Raw genomic sequence first — 15,722 nt, 5'->3', positions numbered from 1 at the left:
TGGGTATCGCTTCGCTCCACACCATCCTGCGAACGCACCACGTCATCCCTTCCAACCGACCTCGCGCAATGCCGCCAGCAGTCGCTCCCCAGTCAGGGCAGGCACCAGCACGCAGTCATCGGTGCGCATGTCCTGGCCGGCCAGCAGCACATTGACGATGGCCTCCTCCACCGCCTCGGCAGCGGCTGAGAACAGCGGCGAGATATGGTCATTGTTGACCATCTCCAGGGCCGTGGCGAAAGGCAGGTTCTTGCGTCCGTAGTCCGCCGGCGGCAGGTCGCGGTTACCAGTGGCGAAGGCGAGGAAGATGTCGCCGCTGGAGTCGTCGGTCCCGCCTCCCGTGCGCGCGATCCCCAACGAGGCACGCTGCGCCAGGCGCTGACACTGGTGCGGCAGCAACGGCGCATCGGTGGCCAGGATCACCACGATGGAGCCCATGCCCGGCGTACCCTGCTCGGCGAAGGGCGACGGCAGGTCGCCCAGCTGGCGACCCACCGGGTAACCATCCACCCGCAGCTCGCGGCGCTGGCCGTGGTTGGCCTGCACCAGCGCGCCCACGGTCCAGCCGCCCTGCTCCGCCGGCAGCTTGCGCGAGGAAGTGCCGATGCCGCCCTTGAACTCGTGGCAGATCATCCCCGTGCCGCCACCCACCGGGCCTTCCCGCACCGGGCCGGACTCAGCGGCGGCCAGCGCCTCACGCACCTGCTCGGCGCCGACGTGCTGGCCCCAGATGTCGTTGAGCAGCCCGTCGTAGGTCTCCATCACCACCGGCATGCACCAGTACACCGACGGGTCCGCCAGTTCGGCATGCTCGGCAGCGATCAACGCATCGCGCACCGCGCCCACGCTGTGGGTGTTGGTGATGGCGATGGGTGTGGTCAGCAGGCCCGCCTCGCGGATCCACTCCAGCCCCGTGGCATCCCCGTTGCCGTTGAGTACATGGCAACCAGCGAAACAGGGTTGCTGGCGCGCCGCCCCTTCGCGCGGCTGGACCACCGTGACCCCAGTGCGTACGGCGCGGCCATCGCGCTCGCCGATCAGGGTGCTGTGGCCGACGCGGATGCCGGGGACATCGGTGATGGCGTTGAACTCACCGGGCGTGCCCAGGCCGAGGGTGATGCCGAGTTGACGAGCGCGCATGCTCTCTCCTTGGTGTTCGCGAAGGGTTTCAGAGCTTCTGGAAGGCCGGGCTGAGCTTGCCGTAAGTGCTGTAGAAAATCACCGACACGGCCAGTATTCCGACAATGATCATGACGTCCCGCGAGGAGGCATCCAGTAGCAGGTTGAGCAACAGGTAACCGGCGCCGACCACCGCCAGCATCGCTGGCAACGGCCACAGCGGCATGCGGTACGGATGCTCGCGGTCGCGGCGCAGCACGCGGCTGAACAGCGCGCAGAGCGCCACCACCAGGTAGACCATCACCAGCAGCAGCACGGTGAAGGACGTCAGCTCCTCCAGGTTCGAGCTGAAGCTCAGCGCCGCCGAGGGCACGCCGAGGAATAGCGTGGCGATCCACGGCGACTCCCAGCGCGGGTGGATACGGGTGAAGGCCCGGTTCATCAGCGGTGTCCACAGCTCGTCGCGGCCACTGCTGAAAATCACCCGGCCGACCTGGATGACGATGGCGACGATAGCGTTGAACACCGAGAGGAAGATGCCGGCGCTGACCAGCCGCGACAGCGTTTCATTGCCATGGGCAGTGAGCAGGTAGCCGACCGGATCGGGGCTGGCAATCATGTCTTTCAGCGAAGGCGCGCCCAGCAGCAATGCGGTCAGCGGGATGATCTCGATCGCCACCACCAGCACCAGCGACCAGATCACCGCGCGGTGCACGTTGCGCCCGCCGCACTTCATGTCCTCGGCCAGCAGCACTGCGCCGCCGAAGCCGTTGTAGGAGAACAGGGCGGTACCCACGGCGCCGATCACCAGCGCCCAGGGCGCAGCGGCCAGTATTCCGCCGTCGATATGCTGCGGCTGCACCAGCACAGTCACCGGCTGGCTGACGTGGCCGAAACCGAGCACCACGATCACCAGCAGCGCCGCCACTTCGCAGAGCAGGAACACACCGGTGATCCAGGCGTTCACCCGGATGTTGAGGATGCCCAGCACGTAGCTGGCGGCGACTATCACCAGGGCGACGGTCTGGGTGTCGAAGTTTGTCCCCAGGGCGTTGTTGAGGTAAGTCGCCGCGCCCGTCGCCAGTACCGGCGGGATGAACAGCAGCGAGACCAGTACGGTGAGGAAGGTGGCGTAGCCGGCGAGACCGCCAAACACGCGCTTGGCGTAGACGTACTCGCCGCCGGCGGAGTTATGGGCGCGGCCGAGTTCGGCGTAGCACCAGGCGAACATCAGCGCCAGGAAGCCGGCGAACACGAAGGCCAGGAAGGCGCCGCTGCCGGCCTGCTGGATGGCGAAGGGAGCGATGACGAAAACGGAGCTGGCGGGGGTGACCGCCGAGACGGTAATGGCGACCACGTCGAGCACGCCCAGGCTGGGCTTGAGCCCGCTCGCTGGCGCAGAAGAAGCGCTCATATCGTTTTTCCTCGAGTTGTTATTGGTGGTTGAGGCAGGAACGAAGACCTTGTCGCACCCTCTGTCCGGGGCGCTGCATGGGGTGCAGTCTGGGCATGGCGGGGGTGCTGGCCAATCACCATTTGGGGTTACGCCCTCTTGACGATGCCCCGGTAAAAGGAGGAAACCGTGAGCCGAATCCTCGCCATGCCCTTCCGGAGATACCCCGCCGATGCACACCCTGTTCCGCGAAGTCGGCATGCACGCCAACCTCGGCCGTACCATCGAGCAGATCGGCCAGCCGCGCTTCTGGAAGCAACTGGTCCTGCTACTGCACCAGTGGCTGCCGTTCGATAACGCCCTGGCGATGTTCTACCCGGCCGGTGGTACCCCGGTGGCGCTGGAGGAATACGACGCCGAGCCCACCGCCGGGCCGGCCGCCATGGCCATTTACCTCGACGGCCTGTACCAGCTCGACCCGTTCTACCAGGCCTGCCGCGAGGGCGTGCCCAGCGGGCTGTACCGCCTGGAGGAAATTGCCCCGGACCAGTTCCGCCAAAGCGAGTACTTCCTCAGCTACTTCCACGACAACGTGCTGGAGGACGAGGTGCAATTCATCCTCCAGCTGCCCGGCCAGGGCGCTCTGTCGCTGTCGCTGGGTATGCGCCGCTTGTTCGATGGCGAGCAGACCGGCCTGCTGGCGATGCTCTGCCCCTGGGTGCTGGCGCTGATGCAGCAGCATTGGCAGCAACGCAGCCAGCGCCTGCTGCCGGGCACCAGCGACGGTGTGGCGGTGCAGGTGCGTGACGCCCTGAGCCACTTCGGTGCCGGCGTCCTCTCGGAGCGCGAGCTGGAGATTGCCCGGTTGATCCTGCGGGGCTATTCCTCCAAGGCCATGGCCGAGCGCCTGGCCATTTCGCCGGAGACCATCAAGGTCCACCGCCGCCACCTGTACAACAAACTCGACATCTCTTCGCAGCCGGAGCTGTTCTCGCTGTTCCTGCAGTCGCTGGGGCACGACCCGGAAAACCCCTGATGCCCCATCGGTGCGGCTGATGCCGCACCATTCGCGCCCACCGGGACACCCCACTGGCGCTGCACGGACACTACCGCGTGCCCGTCAGACTTCTAGACTGGACCCGTGCCATCCAGACACGCCAAGACAATCACAAGAGAGCACAGCCTGATGAACGCACGCGCCAACTTCACCCACATGGAAGACGGCAGCGCCGAGGACTGGGCGATCATCGCCAAGGACTTCGGCCAGTACGCCGCGCTTCTGCCCGACCGGATCATGGCCCACCTGCGCCTGCTCGACGGCGACTTCGGTGGCTTCCCGGTGGACCGCCTGACCCACTCGCTGCAGACCGCCACCCTGGCCCACCGCGACGGCCGCGACGAGGAATACGTGGTCTGCGCCCTGCTCCATGACATCGGCGACACCCTCGGCTCGTTCAACCATGCCGATATCGCCGCGGCCATCCTCAAGCCGTTCGTCAGCGAGGAGAACCTGTGGATGATCGAGAAGCACGCGATCTTCCAGGGCTACTACTTCTTCCATCACCTGGGCCTGGACCGACACCTGCGCGAGCAGTTCAAGGACCACCCGCAGTTCGAGCAGACCATCGAATTCTGCGCCCGCTACGACGCCGCCGCCTTCGATCCGGACGGCGAAGTGCTGCCCCTGGAGTTCTTCGAACCCATGCTGCGCCGGGTCTTCGCCCAGCCCCGCCGCTCGATCTACCAGAAGCCCGACGGCACGATGGCCTGAGGGTCCCGTGGTGACCGGCGGTCCGCGACGAAGAGTGGCGAACCGCCGCTGGCCCGGGGGCTGCGCATGGAATAAGATTCCTCCCAAAATCAGACGCGCAATCGGCTACGAGCCTACGCGCACCAGGGAAGTTTCTTGCGCATGAAGCCTAATGTTCTCGAGCGTGCCAGCAGCCCGCTCACCCCCGCCCCTCTGCGCGAGTACCATTCCCGCGTGCTGGCGTATATCGCCATCGCCGCGACCATTACCGCCGGCACCTTCGCCAAGTACTTCGGCTACGACATCCTCTGGATGATTCCGTACGCCCTGCTCTACCCGCACCTCGCCCAGCAGGTCAGCCGCCGCTTCAAGCGCGACAACCCACAACGTACCCGCCTGGTGCTGCTGTTCATCGACGCCCTGCATGCTGGCATTGCCACCACCCTGCTGGGCTTCTCCGAGGTGCCCAGCCTGATGCTGGTGCTGATCCTCGCCTTCTCCGCACTGATCATCGGCGGCCTGCGTTCGCTGGGCCTGGCGCTGCTGGTGGCGCTGAGCGCCGCCGTACTCAGCGCCGCGCTGATCTCACCGGCCTACAAGGGCCAGACGCCGAGCATCGTCGCACTGGTCAGCGTGCTGTTCTCCACGCTGTACATCTGCATCACCGCCTTCTTCGTGCACCAGCAGGGTCTACGCCTGGCCCAGGCCCGCTCGGACATCACCCTGGAACAGGAAAAGGCCGCGCGCCTGGCCAGCAACCTGGCCAAGTACCTGTCGCCGCAGGTGTGGGAATCGATCTTCAGCGGCAAGCGCACGGTGCGTCTGGAGACCCAGCGCAAGAAGCTCACGGTGTTCTTCTCCGACATCAAGGGCTTCACCGAGCTGTCCGAGGAACTCGAGGCCGAAGCCCTCACCGACATGCTCAACAACTACCTCAACGAGATGTCGAAGATCGCCCTGAAATACGGCGGCACCATCGACAAGTTCGTCGGTGACTGCGTGATGGTGTTCTTCGGCGACCCGGCCACCCAGGGCGCGAAAAAGGACGCCGTTGCCGCCGTGTCCATGGCCGTGGCCATGCGCAAGCACATGAAGGTCATGCGCCAGCAGTGGCGCGCCCAGGGCATCACCAAGCCGCTGGAAGTGCGCATGGGCCTGAACACCGGCTACTGCACCGTGGGCAACTTCGGCGCCGATACACGCATGGACTACACCATCATCGGCCGCGAAGTGAACCTCGCCAGCCGCCTGGAAAGCGCCGCCGAGGCCGGCGAGATCCTCATCAGCCACGAGACCTATTCGCTGGTGAAGGACGTGCTGATGTGCCGTGACAAGGGTCAGATCGCCGTGAAGGGCTTCAGCAAACCGGTGCAGATCTACCAGGTGGTCGACTTCCGCCGCGACCTGGGCTCCAACCCCAGCTTCGTCGAGCACGAGGTGCCGGGCTTCTCCATGTACCTGGACACCAACAACGTACAGAACTACGACAAGGAACGGGTCATCCAGGCGCTGCAGCAGGCGGCGGAGAAGCTCAAGGACAAGATCATTCTCTGATCCGTTTCCGCTTCGTCAGCGCACGCCGCTGCGTGCGCTTTTCTCGTTGATGCACACCTTCCTCGCTGACGCCCGGCCAATCGCGGACAGAGTCCACTCCTGTGCGCGCCGGCGGTTCCTCTGCAAAACCCAGCCCCCTCTGCACGCAGCCAAGGCACAACTGTAGGAGCGAGCTTGCTCGCGAACCCACCCAACTCCGGAGCTGCCGGGAAACGATTCGCGAGCAAGCTCGCTCCTACAAAAGACACGCCGCCGCGCCAACCACCCGCGCATAAAAAAGCCCGCTCAAATGAGCGGGCTGGAAAGGCTCCGGCGCTTCACGTTCACCGGGCCGAATTGCTCGTTGGATAACGCGTCAGGAAGGCTGCAGCTCAGCGGAGTTGCCGGGGCCAGCGGCCAGTTCTGCGGACAGGGTCTTCTCGTCCAGCTGCTTGCACCACTTGGCAACCACGATGGTGGCTACGCCGTTGCCAACCAGGTTGGTCAGGGCGCGGGCTTCGGACATGAAGCGATCGATACCCAGGATCAGCGCCAGACCGGCAACCGGCAGGTGGCCGACGGCGGACAGGGTGGCGGCCAGCACGATGAAGCCCGAACCGGTGACGCCCGCGGCGCCCTTGGAGGCGATCAGCAGCACGACCAGCAGGGTCAGCTGGTGGGTGATGTCCATCGGGGTGTCGGTGGCCTGGGCGATGAACACGGCGGCCATGGTCAGGTAGATCGAGGTGCCGTCCAGGTTGAACGAGTAGCCGGTCGGGATTACCAGGCCGACGACGCTCTTGTCGGCGCCCAGTTTCTCCATCTTGGCGATCATGCGCGGCAGGGCCGACTCGGAGGACGAGGTACCCAGCACGATCAGCAGTTCTTCGCGGATGTAGGAGATGAAGCGCAGGATGCTGAAGCCGTGGGCGCGGGCAATGCCGCCCAGCACGATCAGCACGAACAGCAGGCAGGTGATGTAGAAGCACAGCATCAGCTGGCCCAGTTGCACCAGCGAGCCGAGGCCGTAGGCGCCGATGGTGAAGGCCATGGCACCGAAGGCACCGATGGGCGCGACCTTCATGATCACGTTGATGATGTTGAACATCACGTGGGTGATGCGATCGATGAACTCGAACACCGGCTTGCCGTAGTCGCCCAGGCGGTGCAGCGCGTAGCCGAACAGCACGGAGAAGAACAGCACCTGCAGGATGTCACCGTTGGCGAAGGCGCCGACCACGGTGCTCGGGATGACGTTCATGAAGAAGTCGATGGTGCTCTGCTTCTCGCCCGAAGCGATGAAGCCGGTGAGCGCCGCGTTCTTGTTCATTTCGGCGGTCAGCGTGGCGACGTCGGCGTGCATGCCGGCACCCGGCTGGACGACGTTGACCACGACCAGGCCGATGATCAGCGCGACGGTGGAAACGATTTCGAAGTACAGCAGCGCCATGCCGCCCGTCTTGCCCACCGCTTTCATGCTCTGCATGCCGGCGATACCGGTGACCACGGTGCAGAAGATGATCGGCGCGATGGCCATCTTGATCAGTTTGACGAAGCCATCGCCCAGCGGCTTCATCAGTTTGGCGGTGTCGGGGTAGAAGTGGCCGAGTGCAATACCGATGGCAATGGCGATCAGTACCTGCACGTACAGGCTTTTGTAGAAGGGTTGCTTGGTCATGGCAGCTCTGTCCTCTGGGCCTGCCCTCCGGTGAAGGAAGTGCAAGACCGAACGCGTTATCTCCCTGCAATGGGAGAATTTGTTTTCAGGGCATGCCAAACGGCAGGCCTTGATCGCATATGGCAAGTGCTGTGCCAGACCTTTAAAAAATGTGTAATCCCTTCAAATTCAATAGTTTCCGTAAAAAGCCACGGCACGGAAGGCCTCGAAAATGGCGGATTCCCGCCTTCGAGCTGGCGGGTTTCCCGCCCTCTGGCGGGTATCCGCCACGGCCTTCGTACCGTAGATTGTAGAACTCCGATCAGGTTCGATCGGGTTTGCCGCACGGCTCCTGGATGTGCGGCCAGAACAACAAGGACCGCTCATGCGTGAACGCACCATTGCCAGCCATTTCGTCCGTGCCGCCGTCCATGGGGCCCAGCGCAAGGGGCTCGATGTCCAGGCGCTGCTGCGTAGTGCCGGCATCGTCCCGGCCCTCCTCGACGAGCCCCGCGCGCGGATCGACCCCGAGCAGTTCAGCCGGCTGATGCAGATCCTCTGGGAAGCGCTGGACGACGAGTACATGGGCTTTGGCAGCCTGCCGAGCAAGCGCGGCACCTTCGCCATGATGTGCAACGCGATCATCCATTGCCGCACGCTGGAGAAGGCACTGGGGCGCGGCTCGCTGTTCTACGGGCTGTTTCCCGAGGCCCCACGGATCGAACTGGTGCGCGACGGCGACCGTGCCCGTCTGACCCTGGACGAAACGCACCTGCGCGACCCCGACCACTTCCTCGCAGAGAGCCTGCTGCTGATCTGGCACCGCCTGGCCAGCTGGCTGATCGGCCAGCGCATCCGCCTGGAGGAAGCCACTTTCAGCTATCCGGCCCCCGAGCACCAGGCCGAGTACGACCTGCTGTTCCCCTGCCCGCGCCGCTTCTCCGCCGACAGCACCAGCCTGCTATTGCAGGCGCGCTACCTCGACATGCCGCTGCTGCAGGACGAACGCACACTCAAGCACTTCCTCAAGGACTCGCCGGCCGACCTGCTCGCCCGCCCCGACGGCGGCGACAGCCTGACCAGCCAGATCCGCCGCCTGCTCGGCCGCGACTGTCGCAGCTGGCCCGACCTGGAGCAGGTCGCCGCGCAGCTGCACATGAGCCCACAGACCTTGCGCCGACACCTGCGCGAGGAGGGCCCGAACTTCCAGGAACTCAAGGACCAGCTGCGCCGCGACCTGGCGATCTACTACCTGGGCCGCGACGAACACTCGATCCAGGACATCGCCGACCAACTCGGTTTCTCCGAGCCTTCGGCGTTCCACCGGGCGTTCAAGAAATGGACGGGGCTGACACCGGGGGCTTATCGTTCGCAGCACTCATAATGAGCAGGTAATGCCATGAACACTCCCCCTGTCACCACGCCGCTGGGCGACGTCGACGAAAAAGCCGTACAGCTCCGGCAGGCAAACCGCTTGATATTGCAAGGCTTTGCCGGAGCCGTTGGAAGCGTGGCGAAAATGGCCTACGCAATTGCCTTCCTTAGTACCGGGCCAGAAATGAGATTCGGCCGCACAGGCATCGCGATCGGGTTGGTCTTGCTCGCGTATGGTTTGCTGCGAAAAAGCCGGACATGCGCCGCGATCCTGGTGCTCCATGCCCTGTTTGCAGTGGTGTTTACAGCCAACACCTCAGCGTGGACTCCATGGTGGTTAGTCCAGCTGGTCATTGCATGGCTTCAGGTACAAGGCCTGCGAGGCGCATTGCTGCATACCCAGCTTAAGCAGACACGCTAGTACCGGGTCGATGCCCCGGCAACGGGTTAGCTGCTCGATCGCGCATAGCAGGGGAGTGACACGGCCACAATCTGAAGGAGAGCGCCATGCACTCGATCTCGGTCGCTGTGGACTAACCAGGCAGGCGAATCCGGAAGCATGCGCCGCCCAGCGCGGAATCCTCCAGCGCCAGCTCACCGTCGTAGCTGTCGATGATGTCCTTCACCACCGCCGTGCCGATGCCCTGGCCGGGGTGTTGGGTGTCCAGCCGCTCGCCGCGCTTGAGGATGCGCTCGCGCTGGCTGGCCGGCACGCCGGGGCCGTCGTCCTCGATGATCAGCTCGAACATCCGGCCGTCCTTGCGCGCACTGACCTTCACAGTGGTCAGGCACAGGCGGTAGGCGTTCTCCAGCAGGTTGCCGAGCATTTCCAGCAATGCGCCCTTCTCCAGCGGCAGGGAGAATCCCGGCGGAATATCCCGTTCCAGCTTCACGCGCTTATCGCGATAGACCTTGTCCAGCGCACCGCCGATGGTGTCCAGCAAGGGATCGAGGGCCGCGCGGTGGCGGATCAGGCCACTCTTGCGCATCGTCGCGCGCTGCAACTGGTAGCCGATCTGCTGGCTCATGCGCTCGATCTGGGTTTGCAGTACCTGCACCTGCTCGCGGTTCTTCGGCTCATCGGCGAGGGTTTCGCTGACACCCTGGAGCACCGCCAGTGGCGTCTTCAGGCTGTGGGCGAGATCGCCCAGGGAGTTGCGGTAGCGCTCGCGCTGGGCACGTTCGCTTTCGAGCAGGCGGTTGACCGAGTCGGTCAGGCGCAGCATCTCGTCGGGGTGTTCATCGCTCAACCGCTCGCGGTCGCCGGCTTCGATCTGATCCAGCTCCGAGCGCAGCCCGCGCATGGAGCGCAGCCCCCAGCCCAGGCCGAGCCAGAGCATCGCCATGAGCAAGAGCAAGGCGCCCCCCAACCAGACATAGAGCTGCTCGCGGAAGCCATTGACCAACTGGCGAAACTCGCTTTCCGGCTGCATGGTGACGATGCTGTAGGCCGCGCGCTTGCCGCCCAGCAGATCGATCTCCACGTCGTAGACGAAGAACTCCTGGCCCGATCGGTCGCTGATGCGGGTGAAGATATCGATCATCCCATCGTACTTGGGCGAATACTCCACGCTCTCGTCCTGTGCTGAGGTGGAGCGCCATACCAGCTTGCCGGATTGGTCGTAGATGTAGCCCAGCAGCTTGGACTCCGGGAGATTGAAGTCCTCTACTGGCAGATGGTCGGGCATGCTCAGCACATTGCCGTCGATGCGCGCCGCCGACACCAGGGTCGCCACATCGGAGGCCAGGCGCTGCTGGATGGCGTTCTCCAGGGCGATACTGAACGCACGCTGGAGAGCCGGGAGCAGCGCCGCCATGAACAGCACGGCGAGAATCGCCGCGCCGATCATCAGCCGCAGACGCAGCGAACGGATCATTTACACAGCTCGTTGAAGATGTAGCCCTGGCCGCGCACGGTATCGATCGGCTTGAAGCCCTCGGCGGTCTCCAGCTTGCGACGCAGGCGGCCGACCAGCACCTCGATGACGTTCGGGTCACGCTCGTCGTCGTCCGGGTAGAGCTGCTCGATCAGGCGCTCCTTGGCCACCACCTGCTGGTGATGCCGCATGAGGTATTCAAGGATGCGGTACTCGAAGGCGGTCAACTGCAGCGACTCACCGTTGACCAGCGCCTGCTTGCGGTTGGTGTCCAGCACCAGTGGGCCGGCCTCGATGCTCGACTGGGCGAAACCGCTGGAACGGCGCAGCAACGCGTTCAGACGGGCCTCCAGTTCTTCGAACTGGAACGGTTTGACCACGTAGTCGTCGGCGCCGGCGGCCAGGCCTTCGACCTTGTCCTGCCAGTTGCCGCGAGCGGTAAGGATGAGAATGGGGAAGGTCTTGCCCTGGCTGCGGAACTCGCGGATCAGGTCCAGGCCGCTCATGCCGGGCAGGCCCAGGTCGATCATCGCCAGGTCGTGATGGTATTCGCTGGCGCGGTACAGCGCCTCTTCGGCATTGGCCACGGCATCGACCACATGGCCTTGCTCGCCCAGCCGGGTATACAGGTGATGGCGCAACAGCGCCTCGTCTTCCACCACCAGCAGTTTCATGCGCGTACTCCCTGAGTCAGGCAGCCGGGCCGCGCAGGCCCGGTTGCGTTACCGGTCAGAACTTGTAGTTGGCGCCCAGGTAGAACTGGGAGCTGCTGTGCAGGTCAAGGGATCCCACCTTGCTGCCACCGTGCGGGCTCATCTCGGTACTCGCGTTGGTACGCAGGTAACGGTAGCCGCCTTCCACGGAAGCGTTCTTGCCGAGTTCCTGGAGGATACCGGCTTGGGCGCCGATGGCGTAACCCACATCGCTGTCGCGACTGTAGCCCTTGGCGTCCTGCTCCAGCTTGACCAGGCCGGCGGTGCCGCCACCGAACAGCTTGGTGCCTTGGTCGCCCAGCGGCAGGAAGGCGTCGTAGCTGCCGAGCAGGTTCTGCTGGCGCAGCTTCAGGCCATTCTCGGTGTCGGAAACATTTTCATAGGTGATGTAGTAGCGGCCCTGCTCCATCTGCTGGCCGGCGCGTACGCCCCAGGTGCCGCTGTTGTTGATCACGCTGTCGAACTTCGGATTGTCGAGGTTGCGGTTCAGCGCGTCGGATTTCTGGATGTTGTTGCTGGTTTCACCCCAGGTCATACCGACGAAGGTGTCGGCGGCGTTAGCTGCGGTAGCGGCGACGCTGGCACCGAGGATGGCAGTGGCGAGGGCGATTTTCTTCATGGCTTTCATGGGGTTTCTCCCGTAGGGGTCAGTAATGTGTTGACGGGGAGAAGGTTACGGAGAGGGCACTGAACCGAACCTGTCGGACTGCTGAACCAATGCTGAACGACAGCGCTGTATGAAAAAAGAATAACGCACGTAGGCTTTTGCCCACACACAGCGCAGGGACTAGGCTCAATTCCAGTCGTTGGCGGGAGGCTGACCTAATGACTGAAGAGACCGGACCCGGCACGGATAAAGGCAAGGAAACCCGGCTGTTCCTGTTCCTCGTGATCTGCCTGTTCCCTCTGCTGTCCGTGGCCATCGTCGGTGGCTACGGCTTCATCGTATGGATGTACCAGCTGATGGTGGGGCCGCCCGGCCCGCCGTCGTAGTGCGCCGCCATGCTCGCCCGTCGTGCCCTGTTGCGGCGCCTGGGCGGTGCGCCTGAAGTACGTCGCCCGCCATGGACTGCCACCGACAGCGAATTCCTCGAAGGCTGCACGCGCTGCAATGCCTGCGTCGACGCTTGCCCCGAGCAGGTGCTTCGCATCGGCGATGGCGGCTACCCGCAGCTGGATTTCAGCCACACCGGCTGCAGCCTGTGCGGTGACTGCGCTCGCGCCTGCGAAGCCGAGGTGTTCGACCTGAGCCGCGAGGCCTTCTCCTGGCGCGCCCGGATCGACGAGCGCTGCCTGGCCCATGCCGGCATCCACTGCCGCAGCTGCGACGATGCCTGCGAGCCGCGGGCCATCCGCTTCCGCCCGCAGCTGGGCGGCCCGTCCCTGCCCACACTCGACCCGACCCTGTGCACCGGCTGCGGCGCCTGCGTTTCGCCCTGCCCCGGCAACGCCATCCACCTGAACCGTGAGGCCCACCATGCCTGAGAGCCAGATGCCAGAGAGCATCCAGATCGCCAGCCTGATCGTTCACACGCGTCCGGAGCTGCTGGGAGCCGTAAAGGCCAACCTGCAGCGCCTACCCAACCTCGAAGTGCACCAGCAGAGTCCGCAGGGAAAGCTGGTGGTGGTGCTGGAAGCGGCCCATGAAGCGAGCCTTCTCGACAACCTCAACGCCATCCAGAACCTGCCCGGTGTGCTCAACGCGGTGCTGATCTACCACGAGATAGTCGAGTTGCCTGAAGCTCCGCAGATCGACCACGAACCCGCGCTCGCCCAGGCTGGAGGTGCAAGATGAACCTGACCCGTCGCCAGTTCGCCAAGGCCAACGCCGCCGCCATCGCCGCCGCTGCCGCCGGCCTGCCGATCCTCAGTTCCGCCAGCAACCTGGTCACCGAGGCGGACATGACCCGCCTGGACTGGAACAAGGCGCCCTGCCGCTTCTGCGGCACCGGCTGCAGCGTGATGGTCGCCACCCGCAACGGCAAGGTGGTTGCCACCCACGGCGACATCAAGGCCGAGGTCAACCGCGGGATCAACTGCGTGAAGGGCTACTTCCTGTCGAAGATCATGTACGGCAGTGACCGCCTGACCCGCCCGCTGCTGCGCATGAAGGACGGCAAGTTCGACAAGCAGGGCGAGTTCCAGCCGATCAGCTGGGACGCCGCGTTCGACATCATGGCCGAGAAATTCAAGGCTGCACTCAAGGCCAAGGGACCGACCTCCGTGGGCATGTTCGGCTCCGGGCAATGGACGGTCTGGGAAGGCTACGCCGCCAACAAGCTGTTCAAGGCCGGCCTGCGCAGCAACAACATCGACCCCAACGCGCGGCACTGCATGGCTTCGGCGGTGATGGGCTTCATGCGCAGTTTCGGCATGGACGAACCCATGGGCTGCTATGACGACATCGAAGCCACCGACACCTTCGTGCTCTGGGGCTCGAACATGGCCGAGATGCACCCGGTGTTGTGGTCGCGGGTCACCGACCGCCGGCTGAGCGCCGGACAGGTGAAGGTCGCCGTGCTGTCCACCTTCGAGCATCGCAGCTTCGACCTGGCCGACATCCCGATGGTGTTCAAGCCACAGACCGACCTGTACATCCTCAACTACATCGCCAACCACATCATCGAAAGCGGCGCGGTGAACCGCGATTTCGTCGACAAACACACCCGCTTCGCCCACGGCGCCGAGGACATCGGCTACGGCCTGCGACCTACCGATGAGCTGGAGAAGAAAGCGAAGAACGCCGACAAGGCCAACACCTGGAGCGACATCGACTTCGACCAGTTCGCCGCCTTCGTCAAGCCCTACACCCTGGAACGCACCGCCAAGGAAACCGGCGTGCCGGCCGAACGCCTGAAAGCCCTGGCCGAGTTGTACGCCGACCCGAAACGCAAGGTGGTGTCGTTCTGGACCATGGGCTTCAACCAGCACACCCGCGGGGTCTGGGCGAACAACCTGATCTACAACATCCACCTGCTCACCGGAAAGATCAGCGAACCGGGCAACAGCCCGTTCTCCCTCACCGGCCAACCCTCGGCCTGCGGCACCGCGCGCGAGGTGGGCACCTTCGCCCACCGCCTGCCGGCGGACCTGGTGGTGACCAACCCGAAGCACCGCGAAACCGCCGAGAAAATCTGGAAAGTGCCCGCTGGCACCATCCAGGAAAAGATCGGCTTCCACGCTGTGCAGCAGAGCCGGATGCTCAAGGACGGTGTGCTCAACGTCTACTGGACGCAGGTCTGCAACAACATGCACGCCGGGCCGAACATCATGCAGGAAGTGCTGCCGGGCTGGCGCAACCCGGAAAACTTCGTGATCGTCTCCGACGTCTACCCCACGGTCTCCGCCCAGGCCGCCGACCTCATCCTGCCCAGCGCGATGTGGGTGGAAAAGGAAGGCGCCTACGGCAATGCCGAGCGTCGTACGCAGTTCTGGCACCAGTTGGTCAAGGCGCCGGGCGAGGCGAAGTCCGACCTCTGGCAACTGGTGGAATTCTCCAAGCGCTTCACCACCGATGAAGTCTGGCCCGCCGAGCTGCTGGCCAAGGCGCCGCAACTCAAGGGTAAGACGCTCTACGAGGTGCTGTACAAGAACGGCCAGGTCGACGCGTACGAGAACGACGAGATCGCCAAGGGCTTCGAGAACGACGAGGCCAAAGCCTTCGGCTTCTACATCCAGAAAGGTCTGTTCGAGGAGTACGCCAGTTTCGGCCGTGGCCACGGCCATGATCTCGCGCCTTTCGATGCCTACCATGAGGCACGCGGGCTGCGCTGGCCGGTGGTGAGAGGCCAGGAAACCCGCTGGCGTTACCGCGAGGGCTACGACCCCTATGTCACCGCAGGCAGTGGTGTGCAGTTCTACGGCTACCCGGACAAGAAGGCGATCATCTTCGCCCTGCCCTACGAACCGCCAGCGGAGGCGCCAGACAAGGAGTATCCGTTCTGGTTGTCCACCGGCCGCGTGCTCGAACACTGGCACACCGGCTCGATGACCCAGCGCGTGCCGGAGCTCTACAAGGCCGTACCGGATGCCGTGGTGTACATGCACCCGGACGACGCGCGCGACCTGAAGATGCGCCGCGGCAGCGAGGTGAAGGTGATCAGCCGGCGTGGCGAGATCCGCGCGCGCATCGAGACCCGCGGGCGCAACAAACCGCCGCAGGGATTGGTGTTCGTACCTTTCTTCGACGCCAACAAGCTGATCAACAAGGTCACCCTGGACGCCACCGACCCGATCTCCAAGCAGACCGACTACAAGAAGTGCGCCGTGCGCATCGAACTGGTCAGCCTGGCCTGAGGAACGCGCG

Annotated in this window: 15 protein-coding genes; 9 read left to right on the top strand and 6 right to left on the bottom strand. The window is 64.4% G+C overall.

Going from position 1 to position 15,722, the window contains the following annotated elements:
- Positions 1–42: 42 nt before the first annotated feature.
- Both ACKI1H_RS14355 and ACKI1H_RS14350 read right to left on the bottom strand, forming a co-directional pair.
- Positions 43–1,140 carry a DmpA family aminopeptidase gene (locus ACKI1H_RS14355; RefSeq protein ID WP_440468676.1) on the bottom strand — a complete coding sequence of 366 codons (1,098 nt, stop codon included), beginning with the start codon at positions 1,138–1,140 and terminating at the stop codon, positions 43–45.
- A 28-nt stretch (positions 1,141–1,168) separates the two neighbouring features.
- A complete protein-coding gene (locus ACKI1H_RS14350) occupies positions 1,169–2,533 on the bottom strand; it encodes an APC family permease (RefSeq protein ID WP_440468675.1) in 1,365 nt (454 codons plus the stop codon).
- 211 nt (positions 2,534–2,744) lie between these two features.
- Between ACKI1H_RS14350 and ACKI1H_RS14345 the strand changes: the two genes are divergently transcribed.
- The 3 genes from ACKI1H_RS14345 to ACKI1H_RS14335 all read left to right on the top strand — a co-directional run bounded on the left by ACKI1H_RS14345 (position 2,745) and on the right by ACKI1H_RS14335 (position 5,816).
- Entirely contained in the window at positions 2,745–3,548 is an 804-nt protein-coding gene (locus ACKI1H_RS14345) for a helix-turn-helix transcriptional regulator (protein WP_440468674.1), read from the top strand.
- A gap of 150 nt (positions 3,549–3,698) precedes the next feature.
- On the top strand, positions 3,699–4,283 hold the full coding sequence (locus ACKI1H_RS14340) for an HD domain-containing protein (protein ID WP_440468673.1): 585 nt from the start codon (positions 3,699–3,701) through the stop codon (positions 4,281–4,283).
- Positions 4,284–4,424: 141 nt separating this feature from the next.
- Complete coding sequence (locus ACKI1H_RS14335; protein ID WP_138526067.1) at positions 4,425–5,816, top strand: adenylate/guanylate cyclase domain-containing protein; 1,392 nt, start codon at positions 4,425–4,427, stop codon at positions 5,814–5,816.
- 355 nt (positions 5,817–6,171) lie between these two features.
- Here ACKI1H_RS14335 and ACKI1H_RS14330 read toward each other — a convergent pair whose 3' ends face one another.
- A complete protein-coding gene (locus tag ACKI1H_RS14330) occupies positions 6,172–7,473 on the bottom strand; it encodes a dicarboxylate/amino acid:cation symporter (protein ID WP_138526068.1) in 1,302 nt (433 codons plus the stop codon).
- Positions 7,474–7,837: 364 nt separating this feature from the next.
- On the opposite strand from ACKI1H_RS14330, the gene ACKI1H_RS14325 reads away from it, so the two are divergent.
- Both ACKI1H_RS14325 and ACKI1H_RS14320 read left to right on the top strand, forming a co-directional pair.
- Complete coding sequence (locus ACKI1H_RS14325; protein ID WP_440468672.1) at positions 7,838–8,836, top strand: AraC family transcriptional regulator; 999 nt, start codon at positions 7,838–7,840, stop codon at positions 8,834–8,836.
- Positions 8,837–8,851: 15 nt separating this feature from the next.
- The gene (locus ACKI1H_RS14320) at positions 8,852–9,247 is read left to right on the top strand and encodes a hypothetical protein (RefSeq protein WP_440468671.1); all 396 of its coding nucleotides are present in this window, start codon (positions 8,852–8,854) and stop codon (positions 9,245–9,247) included.
- 112 nt (positions 9,248–9,359) lie between these two features.
- Here the strand turns inward: ACKI1H_RS14320 and ACKI1H_RS14315 are convergent, their stop codons facing one another.
- Genes ACKI1H_RS14315 through ACKI1H_RS14305 form a run of 3 tightly spaced genes read right to left on the bottom strand, consistent with a single transcriptional unit; the run spans position 9,360 to position 12,044 of the window.
- Positions 9,360–10,703, bottom strand: a complete 1,344-nt coding sequence (locus ACKI1H_RS14315; protein WP_440468670.1) for an ATP-binding protein — start codon at positions 10,701–10,703, stop codon at positions 9,360–9,362.
- The gene (locus ACKI1H_RS14310; protein ID WP_138526072.1) at positions 10,700–11,377 is read right to left on the bottom strand and encodes a response regulator; all 678 of its coding nucleotides are present in this window, start codon (positions 11,375–11,377) and stop codon (positions 10,700–10,702) included. Before ACKI1H_RS14310 ends, ACKI1H_RS14315 begins: the two co-directional genes overlap by 4 nt.
- Positions 11,378–11,432: 55 nt before the next feature.
- Positions 11,433–12,044 carry an outer membrane beta-barrel protein gene (locus ACKI1H_RS14305; RefSeq protein ID WP_138526073.1) on the bottom strand — a complete coding sequence of 204 codons (612 nt, stop codon included), beginning with the start codon at positions 12,042–12,044 and terminating at the stop codon, positions 11,433–11,435.
- A 197-nt stretch (positions 12,045–12,241) separates the two neighbouring features.
- On the opposite strand from ACKI1H_RS14305, the gene napE reads away from it, so the two are divergent.
- From napE to napA, 4 genes are read left to right on the top strand one after another with little or no spacing between them, the layout of a single operon-like run.
- A complete protein-coding gene (gene napE, locus ACKI1H_RS14300) occupies positions 12,242–12,409 on the top strand; it encodes a periplasmic nitrate reductase, NapE protein (RefSeq protein ID WP_138526074.1) in 168 nt (55 codons plus the stop codon).
- A gap of 9 nt (positions 12,410–12,418) precedes the next feature.
- Positions 12,419–12,901 carry a ferredoxin-type protein NapF gene (napF, locus tag ACKI1H_RS14295; RefSeq protein ID WP_138526075.1) on the top strand — a complete coding sequence of 161 codons (483 nt, stop codon included), beginning with the start codon at positions 12,419–12,421 and terminating at the stop codon, positions 12,899–12,901.
- Entirely contained in the window at positions 12,894–13,211 is a 318-nt protein-coding gene (locus ACKI1H_RS14290; protein ID WP_280056143.1) for a chaperone NapD, read from the top strand. Before napF ends, ACKI1H_RS14290 begins: the two co-directional genes overlap by 8 nt.
- Positions 13,208–15,712, top strand: a complete 2,505-nt coding sequence (gene napA / locus ACKI1H_RS14285; RefSeq protein ID WP_440468669.1) for a nitrate reductase catalytic subunit NapA — start codon at positions 13,208–13,210, stop codon at positions 15,710–15,712. The genes ACKI1H_RS14290 and napA overlap by 4 nt, the downstream gene beginning before the upstream one ends.
- The last annotated feature ends 10 nt before the right edge of the window (positions 15,713–15,722 follow it).

The sequence above is a fragment of the Pseudomonas sp. YH-1 genome (assembly GCF_051990045.1).
Taxonomy (GTDB): domain Bacteria; phylum Pseudomonadota; class Gammaproteobacteria; order Pseudomonadales; family Pseudomonadaceae; genus Pseudomonas; species Pseudomonas nicosulfuronedens.
This window is presented reverse-complemented; position numbering and strand designations above follow the sequence as displayed.

What these genes read in the sequence shown, in the direction of transcription:
- ACKI1H_RS14355 (WP_440468676.1), bottom strand. Translation starts at nt 1,140, where the DNA reads ATGCGCGCTCGTCAACTCGGCATCACCCTCGGCCTGGGCACGCCCGGT.
- ACKI1H_RS14350 (WP_440468675.1), bottom strand. Translation starts at nt 2,533, where the DNA reads ATGAGCGCTTCTTCTGCGCCAGCGAGCGGGCTCAAGCCCAGCCTGGGC.
- ACKI1H_RS14345 (WP_440468674.1), top strand. Translation starts at nt 2,745, where the DNA reads ATGCACACCCTGTTCCGCGAAGTCGGCATGCACGCCAACCTCGGCCGT.
- ACKI1H_RS14340 (WP_440468673.1), top strand. Translation starts at nt 3,699, where the DNA reads ATGAACGCACGCGCCAACTTCACCCACATGGAAGACGGCAGCGCCGAG.
- ACKI1H_RS14335 (WP_138526067.1), top strand. Translation starts at nt 4,425, where the DNA reads ATGAAGCCTAATGTTCTCGAGCGTGCCAGCAGCCCGCTCACCCCCGCC.
- ACKI1H_RS14330 (WP_138526068.1), bottom strand. Translation starts at nt 7,473, where the DNA reads ATGACCAAGCAACCCTTCTACAAAAGCCTGTACGTGCAGGTACTGATC.
- ACKI1H_RS14325 (WP_440468672.1), top strand. Translation starts at nt 7,838, where the DNA reads ATGCGTGAACGCACCATTGCCAGCCATTTCGTCCGTGCCGCCGTCCAT.
- ACKI1H_RS14320 (WP_440468671.1), top strand. Translation starts at nt 8,852, where the DNA reads ATGAACACTCCCCCTGTCACCACGCCGCTGGGCGACGTCGACGAAAAA.
- ACKI1H_RS14315 (WP_440468670.1), bottom strand. Translation starts at nt 10,703, where the DNA reads ATGATCCGTTCGCTGCGTCTGCGGCTGATGATCGGCGCGGCGATTCTC.
- ACKI1H_RS14310 (WP_138526072.1), bottom strand. Translation starts at nt 11,377, where the DNA reads ATGAAACTGCTGGTGGTGGAAGACGAGGCGCTGTTGCGCCATCACCTG.
- ACKI1H_RS14305 (WP_138526073.1), bottom strand. Translation starts at nt 12,044, where the DNA reads ATGAAAGCCATGAAGAAAATCGCCCTCGCCACTGCCATCCTCGGTGCC.
- napE (WP_138526074.1), top strand. Translation starts at nt 12,242, where the DNA reads ATGACTGAAGAGACCGGACCCGGCACGGATAAAGGCAAGGAAACCCGG.
- napF (WP_138526075.1), top strand. Translation starts at nt 12,419, where the DNA reads ATGCTCGCCCGTCGTGCCCTGTTGCGGCGCCTGGGCGGTGCGCCTGAA.
- ACKI1H_RS14290 (WP_280056143.1), top strand. Translation starts at nt 12,894, where the DNA reads ATGCCTGAGAGCCAGATGCCAGAGAGCATCCAGATCGCCAGCCTGATC.
- napA (WP_440468669.1), top strand. Translation starts at nt 13,208, where the DNA reads ATGAACCTGACCCGTCGCCAGTTCGCCAAGGCCAACGCCGCCGCCATC.